This is a genomic window from Saccharopolyspora erythraea (assembly GCF_018141105.1).
Classification (GTDB): domain Bacteria; phylum Actinomycetota; class Actinomycetes; order Mycobacteriales; family Pseudonocardiaceae; genus Saccharopolyspora_D; species Saccharopolyspora_D erythraea_A.
Genome location: NZ_CP054839.1, coordinates 1242769 through 1256627, shown reverse-complemented (window position 1 = coordinate 1256627; position 13859 = coordinate 1242769). Strand labels below are relative to the sequence as shown.

11 protein-coding genes are annotated in these 13859 nt (G+C 71.8%); 4 read left to right on the top strand and 7 right to left on the bottom strand.

Annotation, left to right across the window (positions count from 1 at the left end; all coding sequences use genetic code 11):
- Positions 1-32 precede the first annotated feature (32 nt).
- The 6 genes from HUO13_RS05775 to HUO13_RS05750 form a co-directional block, all read right to left on the bottom strand.
- Positions 33-794, bottom strand: a complete 762-nt coding sequence (locus tag HUO13_RS05775; RefSeq protein ID WP_211900435.1) for a succinate dehydrogenase/fumarate reductase iron-sulfur subunit — start codon at positions 792-794, stop codon at positions 33-35.
- A 9-nt stretch (positions 795-803) separates the two neighbouring features.
- A complete protein-coding gene (locus HUO13_RS05770) occupies positions 804-2675 on the bottom strand; it encodes a fumarate reductase/succinate dehydrogenase flavoprotein subunit (RefSeq protein ID WP_211900434.1) in 1872 nt (623 codons plus the stop codon).
- 22 nt (positions 2676-2697) lie between these two features.
- Positions 2698-3498, bottom strand: a complete 801-nt coding sequence (locus tag HUO13_RS05765) for a hypothetical protein (protein ID WP_211900433.1) — start codon at positions 3496-3498, stop codon at positions 2698-2700.
- A gap of 32 nt (positions 3499-3530) precedes the next feature.
- Positions 3531-3821: a hypothetical protein gene (locus tag HUO13_RS05760; protein ID WP_211900432.1), complete on the bottom strand. Its 291-nt coding sequence runs from the start codon at positions 3819-3821 to the stop codon at positions 3531-3533.
- Positions 3822-4171: 350 nt separating this feature from the next.
- The gene (locus HUO13_RS05755) at positions 4172-4477 is read right to left on the bottom strand and encodes a hypothetical protein (protein WP_211900431.1); all 306 of its coding nucleotides are present in this window, start codon (positions 4475-4477) and stop codon (positions 4172-4174) included.
- The gene (locus HUO13_RS05750; protein WP_249124478.1) at positions 4477-6294 is read right to left on the bottom strand and encodes a hypothetical protein; all 1818 of its coding nucleotides are present in this window, start codon (positions 6292-6294) and stop codon (positions 4477-4479) included. The genes HUO13_RS05755 and HUO13_RS05750 overlap by 1 nt, the downstream gene beginning before the upstream one ends.
- 93 nt (positions 6295-6387) lie before the next feature.
- Here HUO13_RS05750 and HUO13_RS05745 point away from each other — a divergent pair, with 93 nt between their 5' ends.
- From HUO13_RS05745 to HUO13_RS05735, 3 genes are read left to right on the top strand one after another with little or no spacing between them, the layout of a single operon-like run.
- Complete coding sequence (locus HUO13_RS05745) at positions 6388-6738, top strand: hypothetical protein (RefSeq protein ID WP_211900429.1); 351 nt, start codon at positions 6388-6390, stop codon at positions 6736-6738.
- Positions 6735-8030, top strand: coding sequence for a hypothetical protein (locus HUO13_RS05740; protein ID WP_211900428.1), 1296 nt, complete (start codon positions 6735-6737; stop codon positions 8028-8030). The genes HUO13_RS05745 and HUO13_RS05740 overlap by 4 nt, the downstream gene beginning before the upstream one ends.
- A 36-nt stretch (positions 8031-8066) precedes the next feature.
- Entirely contained in the window at positions 8067-9170 is a 1104-nt protein-coding gene (locus HUO13_RS05735) for a sulfite oxidase (RefSeq protein WP_211900427.1), read from the top strand.
- Between the two features lie 17 nt (positions 9171-9187).
- Here HUO13_RS05735 and HUO13_RS05730 read toward each other — a convergent pair whose 3' ends face one another.
- Positions 9188-11119, bottom strand: a complete 1932-nt coding sequence (locus HUO13_RS05730; protein ID WP_211900426.1) for a UvrD-helicase domain-containing protein — start codon at positions 11117-11119, stop codon at positions 9188-9190.
- A 416-nt stretch (positions 11120-11535) separates the two neighbouring features.
- On the opposite strand from HUO13_RS05730, the gene HUO13_RS05725 reads away from it, so the two are divergent.
- Positions 11536-13806: a xanthine dehydrogenase family protein molybdopterin-binding subunit gene (locus tag HUO13_RS05725; RefSeq protein ID WP_211900425.1), complete on the top strand. Its 2271-nt coding sequence runs from the start codon at positions 11536-11538 to the stop codon at positions 13804-13806.
- Positions 13807-13859: the final 53 nt, after the last annotated feature.

The following is a 13859-nucleotide window of genomic DNA, read 5'->3' as shown; positions in this document are numbered from 1 at the left end:
CGCCGTGGGAAAGGGCTTCGGCTTTGCCGACCTCAGTCCTTGTTCTTCCGGCGGAAAAGGTTGAGCAGCGGGTCGTAGCGCCGGTCGGCGACGCGCTCCTTGAGGGGGATGAGGGCGTTGTCGGTGATCTGGATGTGCTCCGGGCAGACCTCGGTGCAGCACTTGGTGATGTTGCACAGGCCGAGGCCGTGGTCGCCGCGGGCTTCGGCGGCGCGGTCGCCGCCTGCTTCCTCGTGAGTGTCGAGCGGGTGCATGTCGAGCTCGGCGACGCGCATGAGGAAGCGCGGTCCGGAGAACGCCTCCTTGTTGTCATCGTGGTCGCGGATGACGTGGCAGGTGTTCTGGCACAGGAAGCACTCGATGCACTTGCGGAACTCCTGCGAGCGCTGCACGTCGACCTGCTGCATGCGGTACTCGCCCGGCTCCAGCCCCTCCGGCGGCCGGAACGCCGGGACCTCGCGCGCCTTGGCGTAGTTGTAGGAGACGTCGCACACGAGGTCCTTGACCACCGGGAACGTCCGCATCGGCGTCACCGTGACGGTCTCGTCCTCGCTGAAGGTCGACATCCGCTTCATGCACATCAGCGCCGGCCTGCCGTTGATCTCCGCCGAGCAGGAGCCGCACTTGCCCGCCTTGCAGTTCCACCGCACCGCCATGTCCGGTGCCTGCGTGGCCTGGATGCGGTGGATGATGTCGAGCACGACCTCACCCTCGTTGACCTCGACGGTGTAGTCGCCCAGATCGCCTCCTCCGGCATCACCGCGCCACACCCGGAAGTGCGCCTGGTAGCCCATTTCGTCTCCTCACGGCAACTCGTCTTCGGGGAAGTACTTGCGCAGTTCTTCCACTTTGAACAGGGAGAGCAGGTCCTCCCGCATCGGCGGCTGCTGCTGCTCGGCCACCTCGACGCCGCCGTCGAACAACGAGCACGACAGCACGACGCCGCGCCACCGCGGGTCCATCCCCGGGTGGTCGTCGCGGGTGTGCCCGCCGCGGCTCTCGGTGCGCAGCACCGCCGCGGCGGCCACGCACTCGCTGACCAGCAGCATGTTGCTCAGGTCCAGCGCCAGGTGCCAGCCCGGGTTGAACTGCCGGTTGCCCTCCACCGCCAGGTTCTTCGCGCGCTGCTTGAGCTCGCGCAGCTTCTCCAGCGCGGTCTGCATCTCCTCACCCTTGCGGATGATGCCGACGAGGTCGTTCATCACCTTCTGCAGTTCGGCGTGCAGGCCGTAGGGGTTCTCGGCGCCGTCACCGGGTTCGAAGGGGATCTGCGCGCGTTGCGCGGCAGCGTCCACTTCGGACTCCTGTGTCGCCGGGCGGCTTTCCAGGCCCTCCAGGTACTTCGCGGCGCCAAGCCCGGCGCGGCGGCCGAACACCAGCAGGTCCGACAGCGAGTTGCCGCCGAGCCGGTTGGAGCCGTGCATGCCGCCGGCGACCTCACCCGCCGCGAACAGGCCCGGCACCCGCGACTGCGCGGTGTCCGGTTCGACCTCCACGCCGCCCATCACGTAGTGGCAGGTCGGGCCGACCTCCATCGGCTCGGCGGTGATGTCGACGTCGGCCAGCTCCTTGAACTGGTGGTGCATCGACGGCAGCCGCCGGGTGATCTCCTCGGCGGACAGCCTGCTGGACACGTCGAGGAAGACGCCGCCGTGCTCGGAGCCCCTCCCTTCCTTGACCTCGCTGTTGATCGCGCGGGCGACCTCGTCGCGCGGCAGCAGCTCGGGCGGGCGCCGGTTGTTGTCGGGGTCGCCGTACCAGCGGTCGGCTTCCTCCTCGCTGTCGGCGTAGTTGTCCTTGAACACCTCTGGGATGTAGTCGAACATGAACCGGCGGTCCTCGGAGTTGCGCAGCACGCCGCCGTCACCGCGCACCGACTCGGTGACCAGGATGCCCTTCACGCTCGGCGGCCAGACCATGCCCGTCGGGTGGAACTGGACGAACTCCATGTTGATCAGCGACGCCCCCGCCCGCAGCGCGAGCGCGTGTCCGTCGCCGGTGTACTCCCACGAGTTCGAGGTGACCTTGAAGGACTTGCCGATGCCGCCCGTGGCCAGCACGACCGCGGGCGCCCGGAACTGCACGAACCGCCCCGACTCGCGCCAGTAGGCGAACGCGCCCGCGATCCGGCCGGACTCCTTGAGCAGCTCGGTGACCGTGCACTCCTGGAAGACCTTCAGCCGGGCCTCGTAGTCGCCGAACTCGGCCTTGTCCTCCTGCTGCAGCGAGACGATCTTCTGCTGCAGCGTGCGGATCAGCTCCAGGCCGGTCCGGTCGCCGACGTGGGCCAGCCGCGGGTACTCGTGGCCGCCGAAGTTGCGCTGGCTGATCCGGCCGTCCTCGGTGCGGTCGAACAGCGCGCCGTAGGTCTCCAGCTCCCAGACCCGGTCCGGGGCCTCCTTCGCGTGCAGCTCGGCCATCCGCCAGTTGTTCAGGAACTTCCCGCCCCGCATGGTGTCGCGGAAGTGCACCTGCCAGTTGTCACGGGAGTTCACGTTGCCCATCGACGCCGCGATGCCGCCCTCGGCCATGACGGTGTGGGCCTTGCCGAACAGCGACTTGCACACCACTGCCGTCCGCAGGCCCTGCGAACGGGTCTCGATGGCCGCGCGCAGTCCGGCGCCACCGGCCCCGATCACGACGACGTCGTAATCATGCCGTTCGATCTCAACCATCCGCGTACTGCTCGCAATCTGTTCAGTTGATCAGTCTGAGGTCGGGGAACGCGCCTGCGGCCACCAACATCACGTAGATGTCCACAAGCGCCACCGACACCAGCGACGACCAGGCCAGCAGCATGTGCCTGCCGTTGAGCCAGGTCGCCTTCGTCCACAGCCAGTAGCGCACCGGGTGCTTGGAGAAGTGCCGCAGCTTGCCACCGACCAGGTGCCTGCACGAGTGGCAGGACAGCGTGTACGCCCACAGGAGCACGGCGTTGGCGACCATCAGGAGCGTGCCGAGCCCGATGCCGAAGCCGCCGTCGGCGCCGTGGAAGGCGATCACCGTGTCGTAGGTGAGGACCGCCGCGATGAGCAGCGCCGGGTAGAAGAAGTAGCGGTGCACGTTCTGCATGATCAGCGGGAACCGCGTCTCGCCGGTGTAGCGGGCGTGCGGCTCGGTGACGGCGCAGGCGGGCGGGGACGCCCAGAACGCGCGGTAGTAGGCCTTGCGGTAGTAGTAGCAGGTCAGCCGGAAGCCGAGCACGAACGGCAGCACGAACAGCGGCGGCGGCACCCACGGCACCAGGTCGGGGAACGGCTGGCCGAAGTGGCTGGAGCCCGGCACGCACGAGGTGCTCAGGCACGGCGAGTAGAACGGCGCCAGGTAGTGGTACTCGGGCACCCAGTACCACACGTTCATGAACGCCCGGATCGTGCCGTAGACCACGAACGCGAACAGGGCGAGGAACGTGACCAGCGGCGGCAGCCACCACCGGTCCGTTCGCAGGGTGCGCACCGACAGCCGGGCCCGGCCGGCGGTGCGGGGTGGTGCGGACATGTGTGAAGGACCTCGTCGTCTCGTCGTGCCCGTCAGTAACCGCGCTGGCCGCCCACTCCCTCGTCGTCGGCGTCCCGCCACAGCGACGAGTCGTACGGGGTGTCCGGGACGATCACCGTCTCGGCCGCCCCGGGTCCGGCGCCGCCGCGCGGCACCGGCAGCGACGTGAGCTCGGCGATGTCGATGCCGAGCCGTTCCACGTCGTTGCTGATCCGGCGGACGGCGTTCACGTCGCCGTAGCGCGACCGCAGGGCGCCCACGCTGGCGCGGAGCTGTCCGAGCGCTCGCTGGAGGTCGGCCAGTTCTGTCGTCGTCGAGGACATGCCGAACACCTCTCAAGTCACGGTTCGTGTTGACGTGCGTCGGGCGTGGGGGCCAGCGCCTGGCTCCTGACTCTGCCCCGAACCGGGCACTGTGACAAGAGACACAAGGAAGATCGACAGCAATTCCCCCTACTGGAGTTCTGCGCAGGGACTACCGCCCGACGCCCGCGCGATACCCCCGGACGTTGTGATCGACGTCTCTTGGGCGTCGCCGTGCCGTCGGACGGCATTGACGATCTCCACGTCCGCCGGAGCCTGTCGCGGAGAGTGACCATCGGGACGTGACAGGACCCTCGGCTACTCCTCACTCACTACTGAGGAGTAGCCGGGCAGGCGTCGGACAACCGCGATCAAGGTCCTGCGGGGTGGTCGTCGGTGGCCTCCGGGTCGGCGCCCGCTCCGGGCGTTCCGTCGGCGCCCTCGTCCTCGTCGCGGCCCCTGCGGCGGTCGCGCCAGATGACGATGCCGATGACGGCCGCGACGACGAAGGTCGGCACGAAGAAGGGCACCGCCGTGATGATCGGGTGGCTGGCCAGGACGAGCCGTCCGCTCGCCGACGCCACGGACACGACGTCGGTCGGCACGAACGCGACGTCCGACGGCGCAAGTGCCACACCCGGCGCGGGCGCCAGCGCCTCAACCGCCGCCGGGTGCATCAGGCGCTCCCCGCCCCGTCCGCGAGGCTGTCCGCCGACCCGCGCCGCGGCCGCCGCGGCGCCGGCGGCTCGCCCGAGACCACCCCGGACACCCGCTGCGCGCCCCAGCCCAGTGCCAGCACCAGGGCCAGCGAGCAGGCGAGGACGACCAGCGACGCCGACAGCCAGAGCCACGCCGGGATGCCGTGCTTGGTCTCGCGCTGCAACACCTGCCACTCCGGCTGGCCCTCGCGGGTGAACTGCTCGGTCGCGGGCAGCTCGGGCAGCCCGAGCGCGGCGTCGGCGGGCATGTAGACGGGGATGGCGAGCATCGCCCGGCCCTCGTGCAGCCGGATCATGGTCTTCCAGTTGCCGTGCAGCGGCATCGGCTCGCTCGTGCGGTAGACACCGTCGCCGACCGGGCGCAGGTGGTCGACGTGCAGGTCACCGCCCTGCCAGCCGGTCATGGTCAGCCAGGTCGGGCGCGCGGCGAATGCCGGCGGGTCGAGGCGGACGACGGCCTGCGCGGTCCCGTCGCGCACGTCCTCCAGCGCCACCGCGGCGCGGACGCCCGCGGGCGCGGTGCCGACCAGGCCGTTGGTCACCGCGAGGGCGACGACCGCGAGCGCCCCGGCGAACAGCGCTCGCCGTGCGCGCGGCAGCTCGCCGCGCAGCGCCTGCACGAGCAGCGCGCCGAGCACTCCGCCGCTGACGCCCCCGGCGACGGCCATGGCCACGCCTTCGACCACGACGTCCGGGGTCCACGGCAGGACGAACGCGAACCGCGTCCAGAAGTACTCCCCCGCGAAGCCTGCCGTGCCGATCAGCAGGCCGGACGCAACGCCGAAGGCCAGCGGCCTCCGGATGAGCACCAGCGCGACGGCCTCCACGCACAGCGCTTCGACCGCGTAGAGCGGGATGCTGGCGAACAGCTCCCCGATCACCGGGCCGACGAGCACCGCGACACCGCCGCGGATCAGAACGTAGAAGCAGACCGCGACCACCGCGCCGCCGCGTCCCATCCACAGCCGCGCGGTGACCAGCGCGCACCCGGCGGCCACCGCGATCAGCAGCGGCTGGTGGACCATCCGGAACTGCGCGACGCCGAAGTCCCATTCGGCCTGGAAGACCGAGAGACCGACCAGCAGGCCGCCCATCATCATGCCGCGCCGGACGTAGCGGGCCGGCGGGGCGCCCGCGCCTTCGCCCTCCGGCGAGCCCTCGCGCTCCATCAGCGCGAGCGCGACGAGCGACAGCCCCGCGCCGCCGATGAGCATCAGGTGGGTCGGGCCCCACAGGGTGACGTCCTGGCCGAAGACGCGGTGCCAGACGTCGTCCAGCGGGAAGCCGAGCAGCGCGTAGAAACCGGCGCCGCAGAGCAGGATGCCGCTGGTCGGGGCGTACCAGTCGCGGGTGATGCGCACCGAGCCACGCGGCCGGTCCACGGGCAGGACCATGGCCAGCGCACCGGATGCGAACAGGCCGAAGAGCCCGAACAGGATCGGGTAGTGCGCGATGTTGGCCAGCGGCCCCTCGTCGCGCCCCTGCGTGATGTGCAGCGAGATGTCCCAGTACATCCCCAGCAGCGCGACGAGCAGCGAGACCAGGGCCAGTTGCATCGGCAGCGCGGCCCAGCCCGGCAGGCCGCGGGTGAGGTTCCGGTTCGCGGCGTGCTCGGCGAGCCGGGACAGCAGCTTGATGCGGCCGGTGCGGTGGCCGTGGCCGAGCACCAGCAGGAGCGCGGTGAGCAGGGTCGCGCCACCGGAGGCGATCAGGATCTGGTCGATCGCCGCGCCTCCGGCCGGGCGGACCTCAGGTGCCTGCATGAGCCACGTCATGCCGGACATGGAACAACAAGTGCTGGACAATGTCACCCCCTAATGTGACATTGAGTGTTGTCACTTTCTGGCCTGACGACGGAGAGGCGAACGATGGCCACCGCACGAGCACTCCTGGCCGCACTCGCGGCCGTCCTGCTGTTCTCCGGCTGCGGCTCCGCCGGGACCGGGCCGGCGGGCGGCGTGGTCGCGACCGAGGTCGAGGTGTCCGGCGGCCAGGTGCACGCTCCCTCCCAGCGCGTCGAGGCCCGCGTCGGCCAGCGCGTGCGGCTGACCGTGCGCGGCGACGCCGCCGACGAACTGCACGTCCACGGCTACGACAAGGCGGCGCGGCTGGCGCCGGGCGCCCCGGCGACCATCGAGTTCACCGCGGACATCCCGGGCGTCTTCGAGATCGAGCTGCACGAGTCCGGCCTGGCGCTGCCGAGTCTGGAAGTCCGTTGACGGAAGAAGCGCTCAGCGCGGCGGCCCGCCCGTTCGGCACGACCGCCGAAGTGCTCGCGCACGGTCTCGGCGGGCGCACCGACCTGCCGCTCAACGGCCCCGCGGCCATCGTGGGCGGCGGCATCGCGGTGGCCGTGTCGTTCGTCGCCGTGACCCAGCTGTGGTCGAAGCCGTGGCTCGATCCCGAGGCCGGACGCAGGCTTCCGCCGTTCACCGACTCCACGCGGCTCCGCGCGGTGCTGCGGGTGCTGGTGCTCGTGCTGGCGCTGTTCGTCGTCGCGGTGGCGTTCCTCGGGCCTGCCGGCACCGGCGCGAACCTCGCGCCTTGGGTGCTGTACGTGACGTTCTGGGTCGGCCTGGTGCCGGCCAGCGCGCTGCTCGGTCCGGTGTGGCGCGTCGTCAATCCACTTCGGACACTGCATCGGCTGCTGCCCTCGCGGGAGCGCCCGTTGCCCCCGTGGCTGGGCTACTGGCCCGCCGCGGGGTGGCTGCTGGCCTTCGTGTGGCTCGAACTGGTCGCGCCCGCGCGGGCGGACCCGCGGCTGGTCGGCGCGGTGATCGTCGGCTACGCGGCGGTGAACCTGGCCGCGTCGGCGGTCTACGGCCCGGCGTGGTTCGCCAGAGGCGACGGCTTCGAGGTCTACTCGACGCTCATCGCGCGCCTCAGCCCGATCGGACGCCGCGGCGACGGCGCGCTGGTGCTGCGCAACCCGCTCGCCGGGCTGGTCCGGGCCGACACCGAGCCCGGGCTGGCCGGTGTCGCGTGCGTGCTGGTGGGGTCAACGGCCTTCGACGGGCTCACCCGCACCACCTACTGGCAGGCGGTGCCGGGCTCGGGCGGCACGCTGGTCGCGACCGCCGGGCTGGCCGGCTCGATCGCCTTCGTCTCGGCGCTGTATGCGGGCGCGATGCGGACCAGCGCCCGCGTCTCGGGCACCGGCGCGGCGCTGACCGGGCTGTTCGCCCCGACCCTGCTGCCGATCGCGCTCGGCTACGCCGTCGCGCACTACTTCTCGTTCTTCCTGCTGGAAGGCCAGATGCCGTTCCGGCTGGCGGCCGACCCGTTCGGCGCGACCGGCGCGCGGGTCGACTACCGGCTGCTCGCGCCGGAGGTGGTCGCCACGGTGCAGATCAACGCCATCGTGCTCGGCCACATCGCGAGCACGGCCGCCGCGCACGACCAGGCGCTGCGGCTGTTCCCGCCTCGGCGGGCGCGCAGGGGGCAGGTCCCGGTCGTCATCGCGATGGTCCTGCTGACCTGCACCGGGCTCCTGCTGCTGCTCTCGGGCTGAGGTGCGGGCGAGGCGGTGGGAGCGCATGCTCGGACCGTGGACGCGCGGCTGCCGGAGGTCAGCTTCCCCGCGCGGCTGGCCGAACCCGGCGAGGGGATCGGCATGGACGAGTTGGCGCTCGCGGCGCGCAACCACGGCATGCCGCTGGAGGCCCTGCGCTACGACGTCACGCCGGTCGGCCTGCACTACCTGCTGACCCATTACGACATCCCGGTTGTCGACCCGGACCAGTGGCGGCTGGCCGTCGGCGGCAGGGTGGGGCGGCCGCTGGAACTGGACCTGGCCGGGCTGCGTTCGCGACCGGCCCGGACCGTGCGGGTGACCATGGAGTGCGCGGGCAACGGCCGCGCCCGCCTGCTGCCCCGGCCGGTCAGCCAGCCGTGGCTGGTCGGGGCCGTGGGCACCGCGGAGTGGACCGGAGTCCCGTTGCGCGAGGTCCTGACCGAGGCCGGCGTCGACCCGGCCGCGGTGGAGGTCGTGTTCACCGGCGCGGACCACGGCGTCGAACGCGGTGTGGAGCAGGACTACCAGCGGTCGCTGCCGCTCGCCGACGCGTTCGGCGCGGACGTCCTTCTCGCCTACGCGATGAACGGCGCGCCCTTGCCACCCCAGCACGGCAGCCCCGTCCGGCTCGTGGTCCCCGGCTGGTACGGCATGGCCCACGTCAAGTGGCTCCGCGAGATCACCGTCGCCGACCGGCCGTTCACCGGCTTCCAGAACGCCGTCGCCTACCGCCTGCTCCGCGAGCCCGGTGAGCCCGGCGAGCCGGTCACCCGGATCGAGCCCAGGGCACTGCTCGTCCCGCCGGGCTTCCCCGACTTCATGTCCCGGACGCGGGTGGTGCGGCCCGGCGCCGTCAGCCTCACCGGCCGCGCCTGGTCCGGCCACGCCCCCGTCGAGCGCGTCGAGGTCAGCACCGACGACGGCCACACCTGGACCGACGCCGACCTCGGACCGCACCCGCACCCGTGGGCGTGGCGGCCCTGGACGGCGACCTGGCGCGCCACACCCGGCAGGCACGTCCTCGTCGCCCGCGCGACCGACGCGGCCGGCCGGACCCAGCCGGCCGACCAGACGTGGAACGCCGGCGGGTTCGCCAACAACGCGGTCCAGCGAGTCCCGGTGCTCTGCGACGGGTGACGCGACAGCTCGTGCCGTCAGGCCGGGAAACCGACCCAGACGTGGTCGCGGCCGCGGGTGGCCGCGACGAGCTGGGCCCGCTGTCCGCGCTCGCGCCACTCCCGCCCGCGGTCGCCGTCCGGTTCGGTGCGCGGCGGTTCGGGCACCAGCACAGCCCGGAACTCCAGGCCCTTCGCCCGGTAGACCGTGCCGACCTTGATGCGCTCCGTGCGCTCACCTTCGAAGTGCTCCAGGTCCATCGCGTCGAACCCGGCCCTGCGCAGCACCCCCAGCCAGCGACCGGCGGCGCGCCGGTCGAAGGTCAGCACAGCGATGTCGTCCCTGGGCACCTCGCCGAGCTCCCCCAGAGCAGCCAGCAGCGCACGCTCGTGGTCGGCGCGCGGGCCGCGCCAGATATCGGCCTGCCCACCCCGGAACGTCGCCACGGACTCCCGCAACGAGACGCCGACGTCGCCGTCGAGGTCGTCGACCTGGTTGGTGGCGTCGAACCGCTTGGCCAGCTCCAGCACGCGGGAGGCGTTGCGGTAGTTGTTGCGCAGCACCTCACCGCGACCTCGAATGGGGATACCGGCGTCCGACAGCCGCCACCCGCCGGGGTAGATCTGCTGCTGGCCGTCGCCCACCAGCAGCAGCCGGTTCGGCCCGTCCCCCGCGATCGCACGCAGCAGCCGCAGTCCGAGCAGGGTGATGTCCTGGACCTCGTCGACGACCACTGCCGCGTAGCCGGGTTGCAGCGGGTCCCGCTCGACCTCGTGCAGCGCCTCGCTGAGCAGGTCGTTGAAGTCGTGTTGCCCCTTCTCCACGCGGATCGCCTCGTACTGCTGGAAGAAGTGCCACACCAGTTCCCGGTCGGATCGGTCCAGCGGCAGTCCGCGGCCGGTACGCCTGACGGCCTGGTACTCGGCTGGACCGGTCAGTCCCCGCCCCTTGATGACGTGGTCGATCTCGTCCCGCCAGTAGGAGGGGTTCGGGTTGAGCTCATTGAGCTTGCTCTGCTTGCCCGACCGCGACCAAGCCGGGCCGAACACGCTGTCGGAGCTGCTGACCTCGATGTCCCTGCCGCGGTCGCGCAGCAGTTGCAGGGCCCACGAGTGCAGGCTGCGGAACTCCGCCCGCTCGGCCAGTTCCGGCACGAGCCTGGAGAAGTTGCGCTCCATGATCGGCGGGAGGTTCTTGGCGTGGGCGGTGAACAGCAGCCGGCCGGTGGTCCGCTTGGCCAGGTGGGCCATCCGGTGCAGCGCGACCACCGACTTGCCCGTACCAGCCGGGCCGCTGATCCGCGCCGGACCCTGGTAGTTGCGCCGGACCATGGCGAACTGCGAGTCGTCGAGAAATGTCAGCCAGGACTCGAACGAACCGGCCAGCGCCCGGTCGAAGCGGTCCTGCCGGATCTCGGCGACGTCGAAGAGCTGCTCGCTACCGGCCTCGGCCTCCTGCTCCTCGCCCAGGGTTTGCACGACGTAGTCGCCGTTGCCGGACTCGAGGTGTGCGGCGAGCGCCCGGACGTCCCGGCGGTCCAGCCGGCGCTCACCGCGATCCAGCACACGGTCGAGTTCGGCCGCCGAGACGGCGAGGTAGCCGGCGCCGCGCGCGGGACGGTGCTCCGGCGGGAACACCACCACTGGACGCACGACGGCGTCGCTGACGTTGCCCTCCCGCACCCTCGCTCCGAGGAAGAGCTCGGCGGCGAACCGGAAGGACGGCAGCTCCCCCTCCTCCGGCGCCTGCTCGCGCAGCAGGACCGCGAGCACGCCTTTTGGGCCGATCAGCAGCGCGTCCGGCCGCCCGGTCCGCGGGAACGACCGGTGCAGGTAGGTGTGCCAGCCGCGGGCTGACTCGACCAGGAACCGCGCCAGCACCTGCCGCTTCCACCCCGGCAGCCCGGCGAATCCCGCCAATGCCTGCTCCGCCCGTTGGCGCAGGCGTTCGTCCCTGTGGCTGGCTCGCATCGATCGACCCCCATCGGCGTACTCAGCTGATGTGGATCACGGTAGGAAACGAACTGCACGACGGAAGCCGGCGCAAGGGTGAATCACTCGAACGTCGTCACGACACCCCACTACAGTCCACAGTGGATGATCACGCGCGCGGCATTCTACTCCTGTTCGGGCCGTGCGCGCCGGGCCGAAAAGCCCTTCGCCGCGCGGTATTGCGCCGGCTCTCGCCCTTGTTCTAAAGTCGCCCGCATCGTGATCCTTGGTTTGACCATTGATCCCCCGCACGGGGGTTGCGCTCGGTTTTCCAGTTTCGGCGCCGAGGTTCTGCCCGACCGGTACGAGAGCGCTCTCCACCCGGGCGACGACCCCGACCGCACGCGGTGGTGGTCGCCTCGCCCATCCACGTTCGGAGCGACTGCGAGGCAGCATTGAGCATTCTCGGCACCCGGGTCGAACGCCGCGAGGACCCGCGCCTGCTCACCTCCGGCGGCGTCTACGTCGACGACCTCCGGGAACCGGCGCTGGAAGGCGCCGCCCACGTCACCTTCGTGCGCAGTCCCATGGCGCACGCCAGGATCGAGGCGATCGACGTCGCCGACGCCGCGGCGATGCCCGGCGTGCTCGGCGTCTTCACCGGCGCGGACCTCGACGTCGACCCGGTGGCGCCGGGCCCCGGGCTCGGCGGGCAGCCCCTCCCGTCCGCGATGGCACGTCCGCACCTGGCGCGCGATGTCGCGCGCTACGTCGGCGAGCCCGTGGCGGCCGTGGTGACCGAGACCCTCGCACAGGGCGAGGACGCCGCCGAGCTGGTCTCGGTCGACTACGAGCCGCTGGACGCGGTCGTCGACGTCGACGACGCGCTGCGGGACGAGGTGCTGCTGTTCCCCGAGGCGGGCACCAACACCGCCGCCCGGTCCGGCGAACGCGACGAGTCGCTGTTCGACGGCTGCGACGTCGTCGTCACCCGGCGGATCGAGAACCAGCGGCTGGCCGCCGCGCCGCTGGAGACCCGAGCCGCGGCGTGCGCGTGGGGCGACGACGGCAGGCTCACGATGTGGCTTTCGAACCAGAACGCCCAGGCGTGCCGCGACGCCGTCCAGGAGCAGCTCGGGCTCGACGAGGGCCAGGTCCGCATCATCACCCCCGACGTCGGCGGCGGTTTCGGCGCCAAGATCGGCGTCGACCCCGACGCCGTGCTGCTGGGCTGGCTCTCCCGGCGGGCGGGCAGACCGCTGCGCTGGTCGGAGAGCCGCAGCGAGAACATGGTGGCGATGACCCACGGCCGCGGGCAGCGCCAGACCGTGACCATCGGCGGCGACCGCGAGGGCAGGGTCCTGGCCTACCGGCTCGACCTGGTGCAGGACCTCGGCGCGTACCCGCTGATGTCGGCTTTCCTGCCGACCTTCACCGGCCTGATGGCAGGCGGCCCCTACGACATCGCCAAGGTCGAGACGACCGCCCGCTGCGTGGTCACCAACACGATGTCCACCGCGGCCTACCGGGGCGCGGGCCGGCCGGAGGCGACCGCGGCGATCGAGCGCGCCGTGGACCTGTTCGCCGCCGAGGTCGGGCTGGACCCGGCCGAGGTCCGGCGCCGCAACGCGGTGCGCCCCGAGCAGTTCCCGTACCGCACGGCGACCGGGCTGGTCTACGACAGCGGCGAGTACGTCCGCGCGATCGACGCGGTGCTCGAGGCCGCTGGCTACCGCGCGCTCCGGGAGGAGCAGGCCCGCCGGCGCTCGGAGGGCGCGATCCGCCAGCTCGGACTCGGCATCTCCCTCTACGTCGAGATCACCGCGCCGAACAACGCCGAGGGCGAGCACGGGCACGTCGAAGTGCTGCCCGACGGCAGCGCCCTGGTGCTCACCGGCAGCTCCGCGCACGGCCAGGGCCACGCCACCTCGTTCTCGATGCTGGTGGCCGACCAGCTCGGCATCGACATCGACCGCATCCAGATCGTCCACGGCGACACCGACCGGGTGCCCGCGGGCGCGGGCACGATGGGTTCGCGGTCGCTCCAGCTCGGCGGGTCGGCGGTGCACCGCGCCGCGGTGGACGTGCGGGAGAAGGGGCGGGCCCTGGCCGCCGAGCTGATCGAGATCGACGAAGCAGACGTGGAGCTGGTCGACGGCGACTGGCGGGTGCGCGGCGCCGCGTCGGTCGGGATCTCGTGGGCCGAGCTGGCCGAGCGCGCGCGGGACCGCGGCGGGCTGGCCGCCGACGTGCACTTCGTCTCCGACAGCCCGACCTTCCCGTTCGGGGTGCACCTGGCCGTCGTCGAGGTCGACACCGAGACGGGCGGAGTCGAGCACGTCCGCCACGTCACCGTCGACGACGCCGGTCCGGTGCTCAACCCGGTCCTGGCCGAGGGCCAGCGCCACGGCGGGATCGCGCAGGGCGCGGCGCAGGCGCTGCTGGAGCACATGTCCTACGACACCGACGGCAACCCCCAGACGGCGAACTTCGCCGACTACGCCATCATCACCGCTTCCGAGCTGCCCCGGTTCGAACTGCTGCACATGGAGACGCCGACTACGCTGAACCCGTTGGGAGTCAAGGGAATCGGTGAGGCGGGAACGATCGGTGCGACGCCCGCGGTGCAGAACGCGGTCGTCGACGCGCTGTCCCACCTCGGCGTCAGCCACATCGACATGCCCACCACGCCCGAGCGGGTGTGGGCGGCGATCAACGAGGCATGAACCCCGGCGCACCCAGCGCCGGGGCCGCCCGCGCCGGACGCGGACGGGCCGCC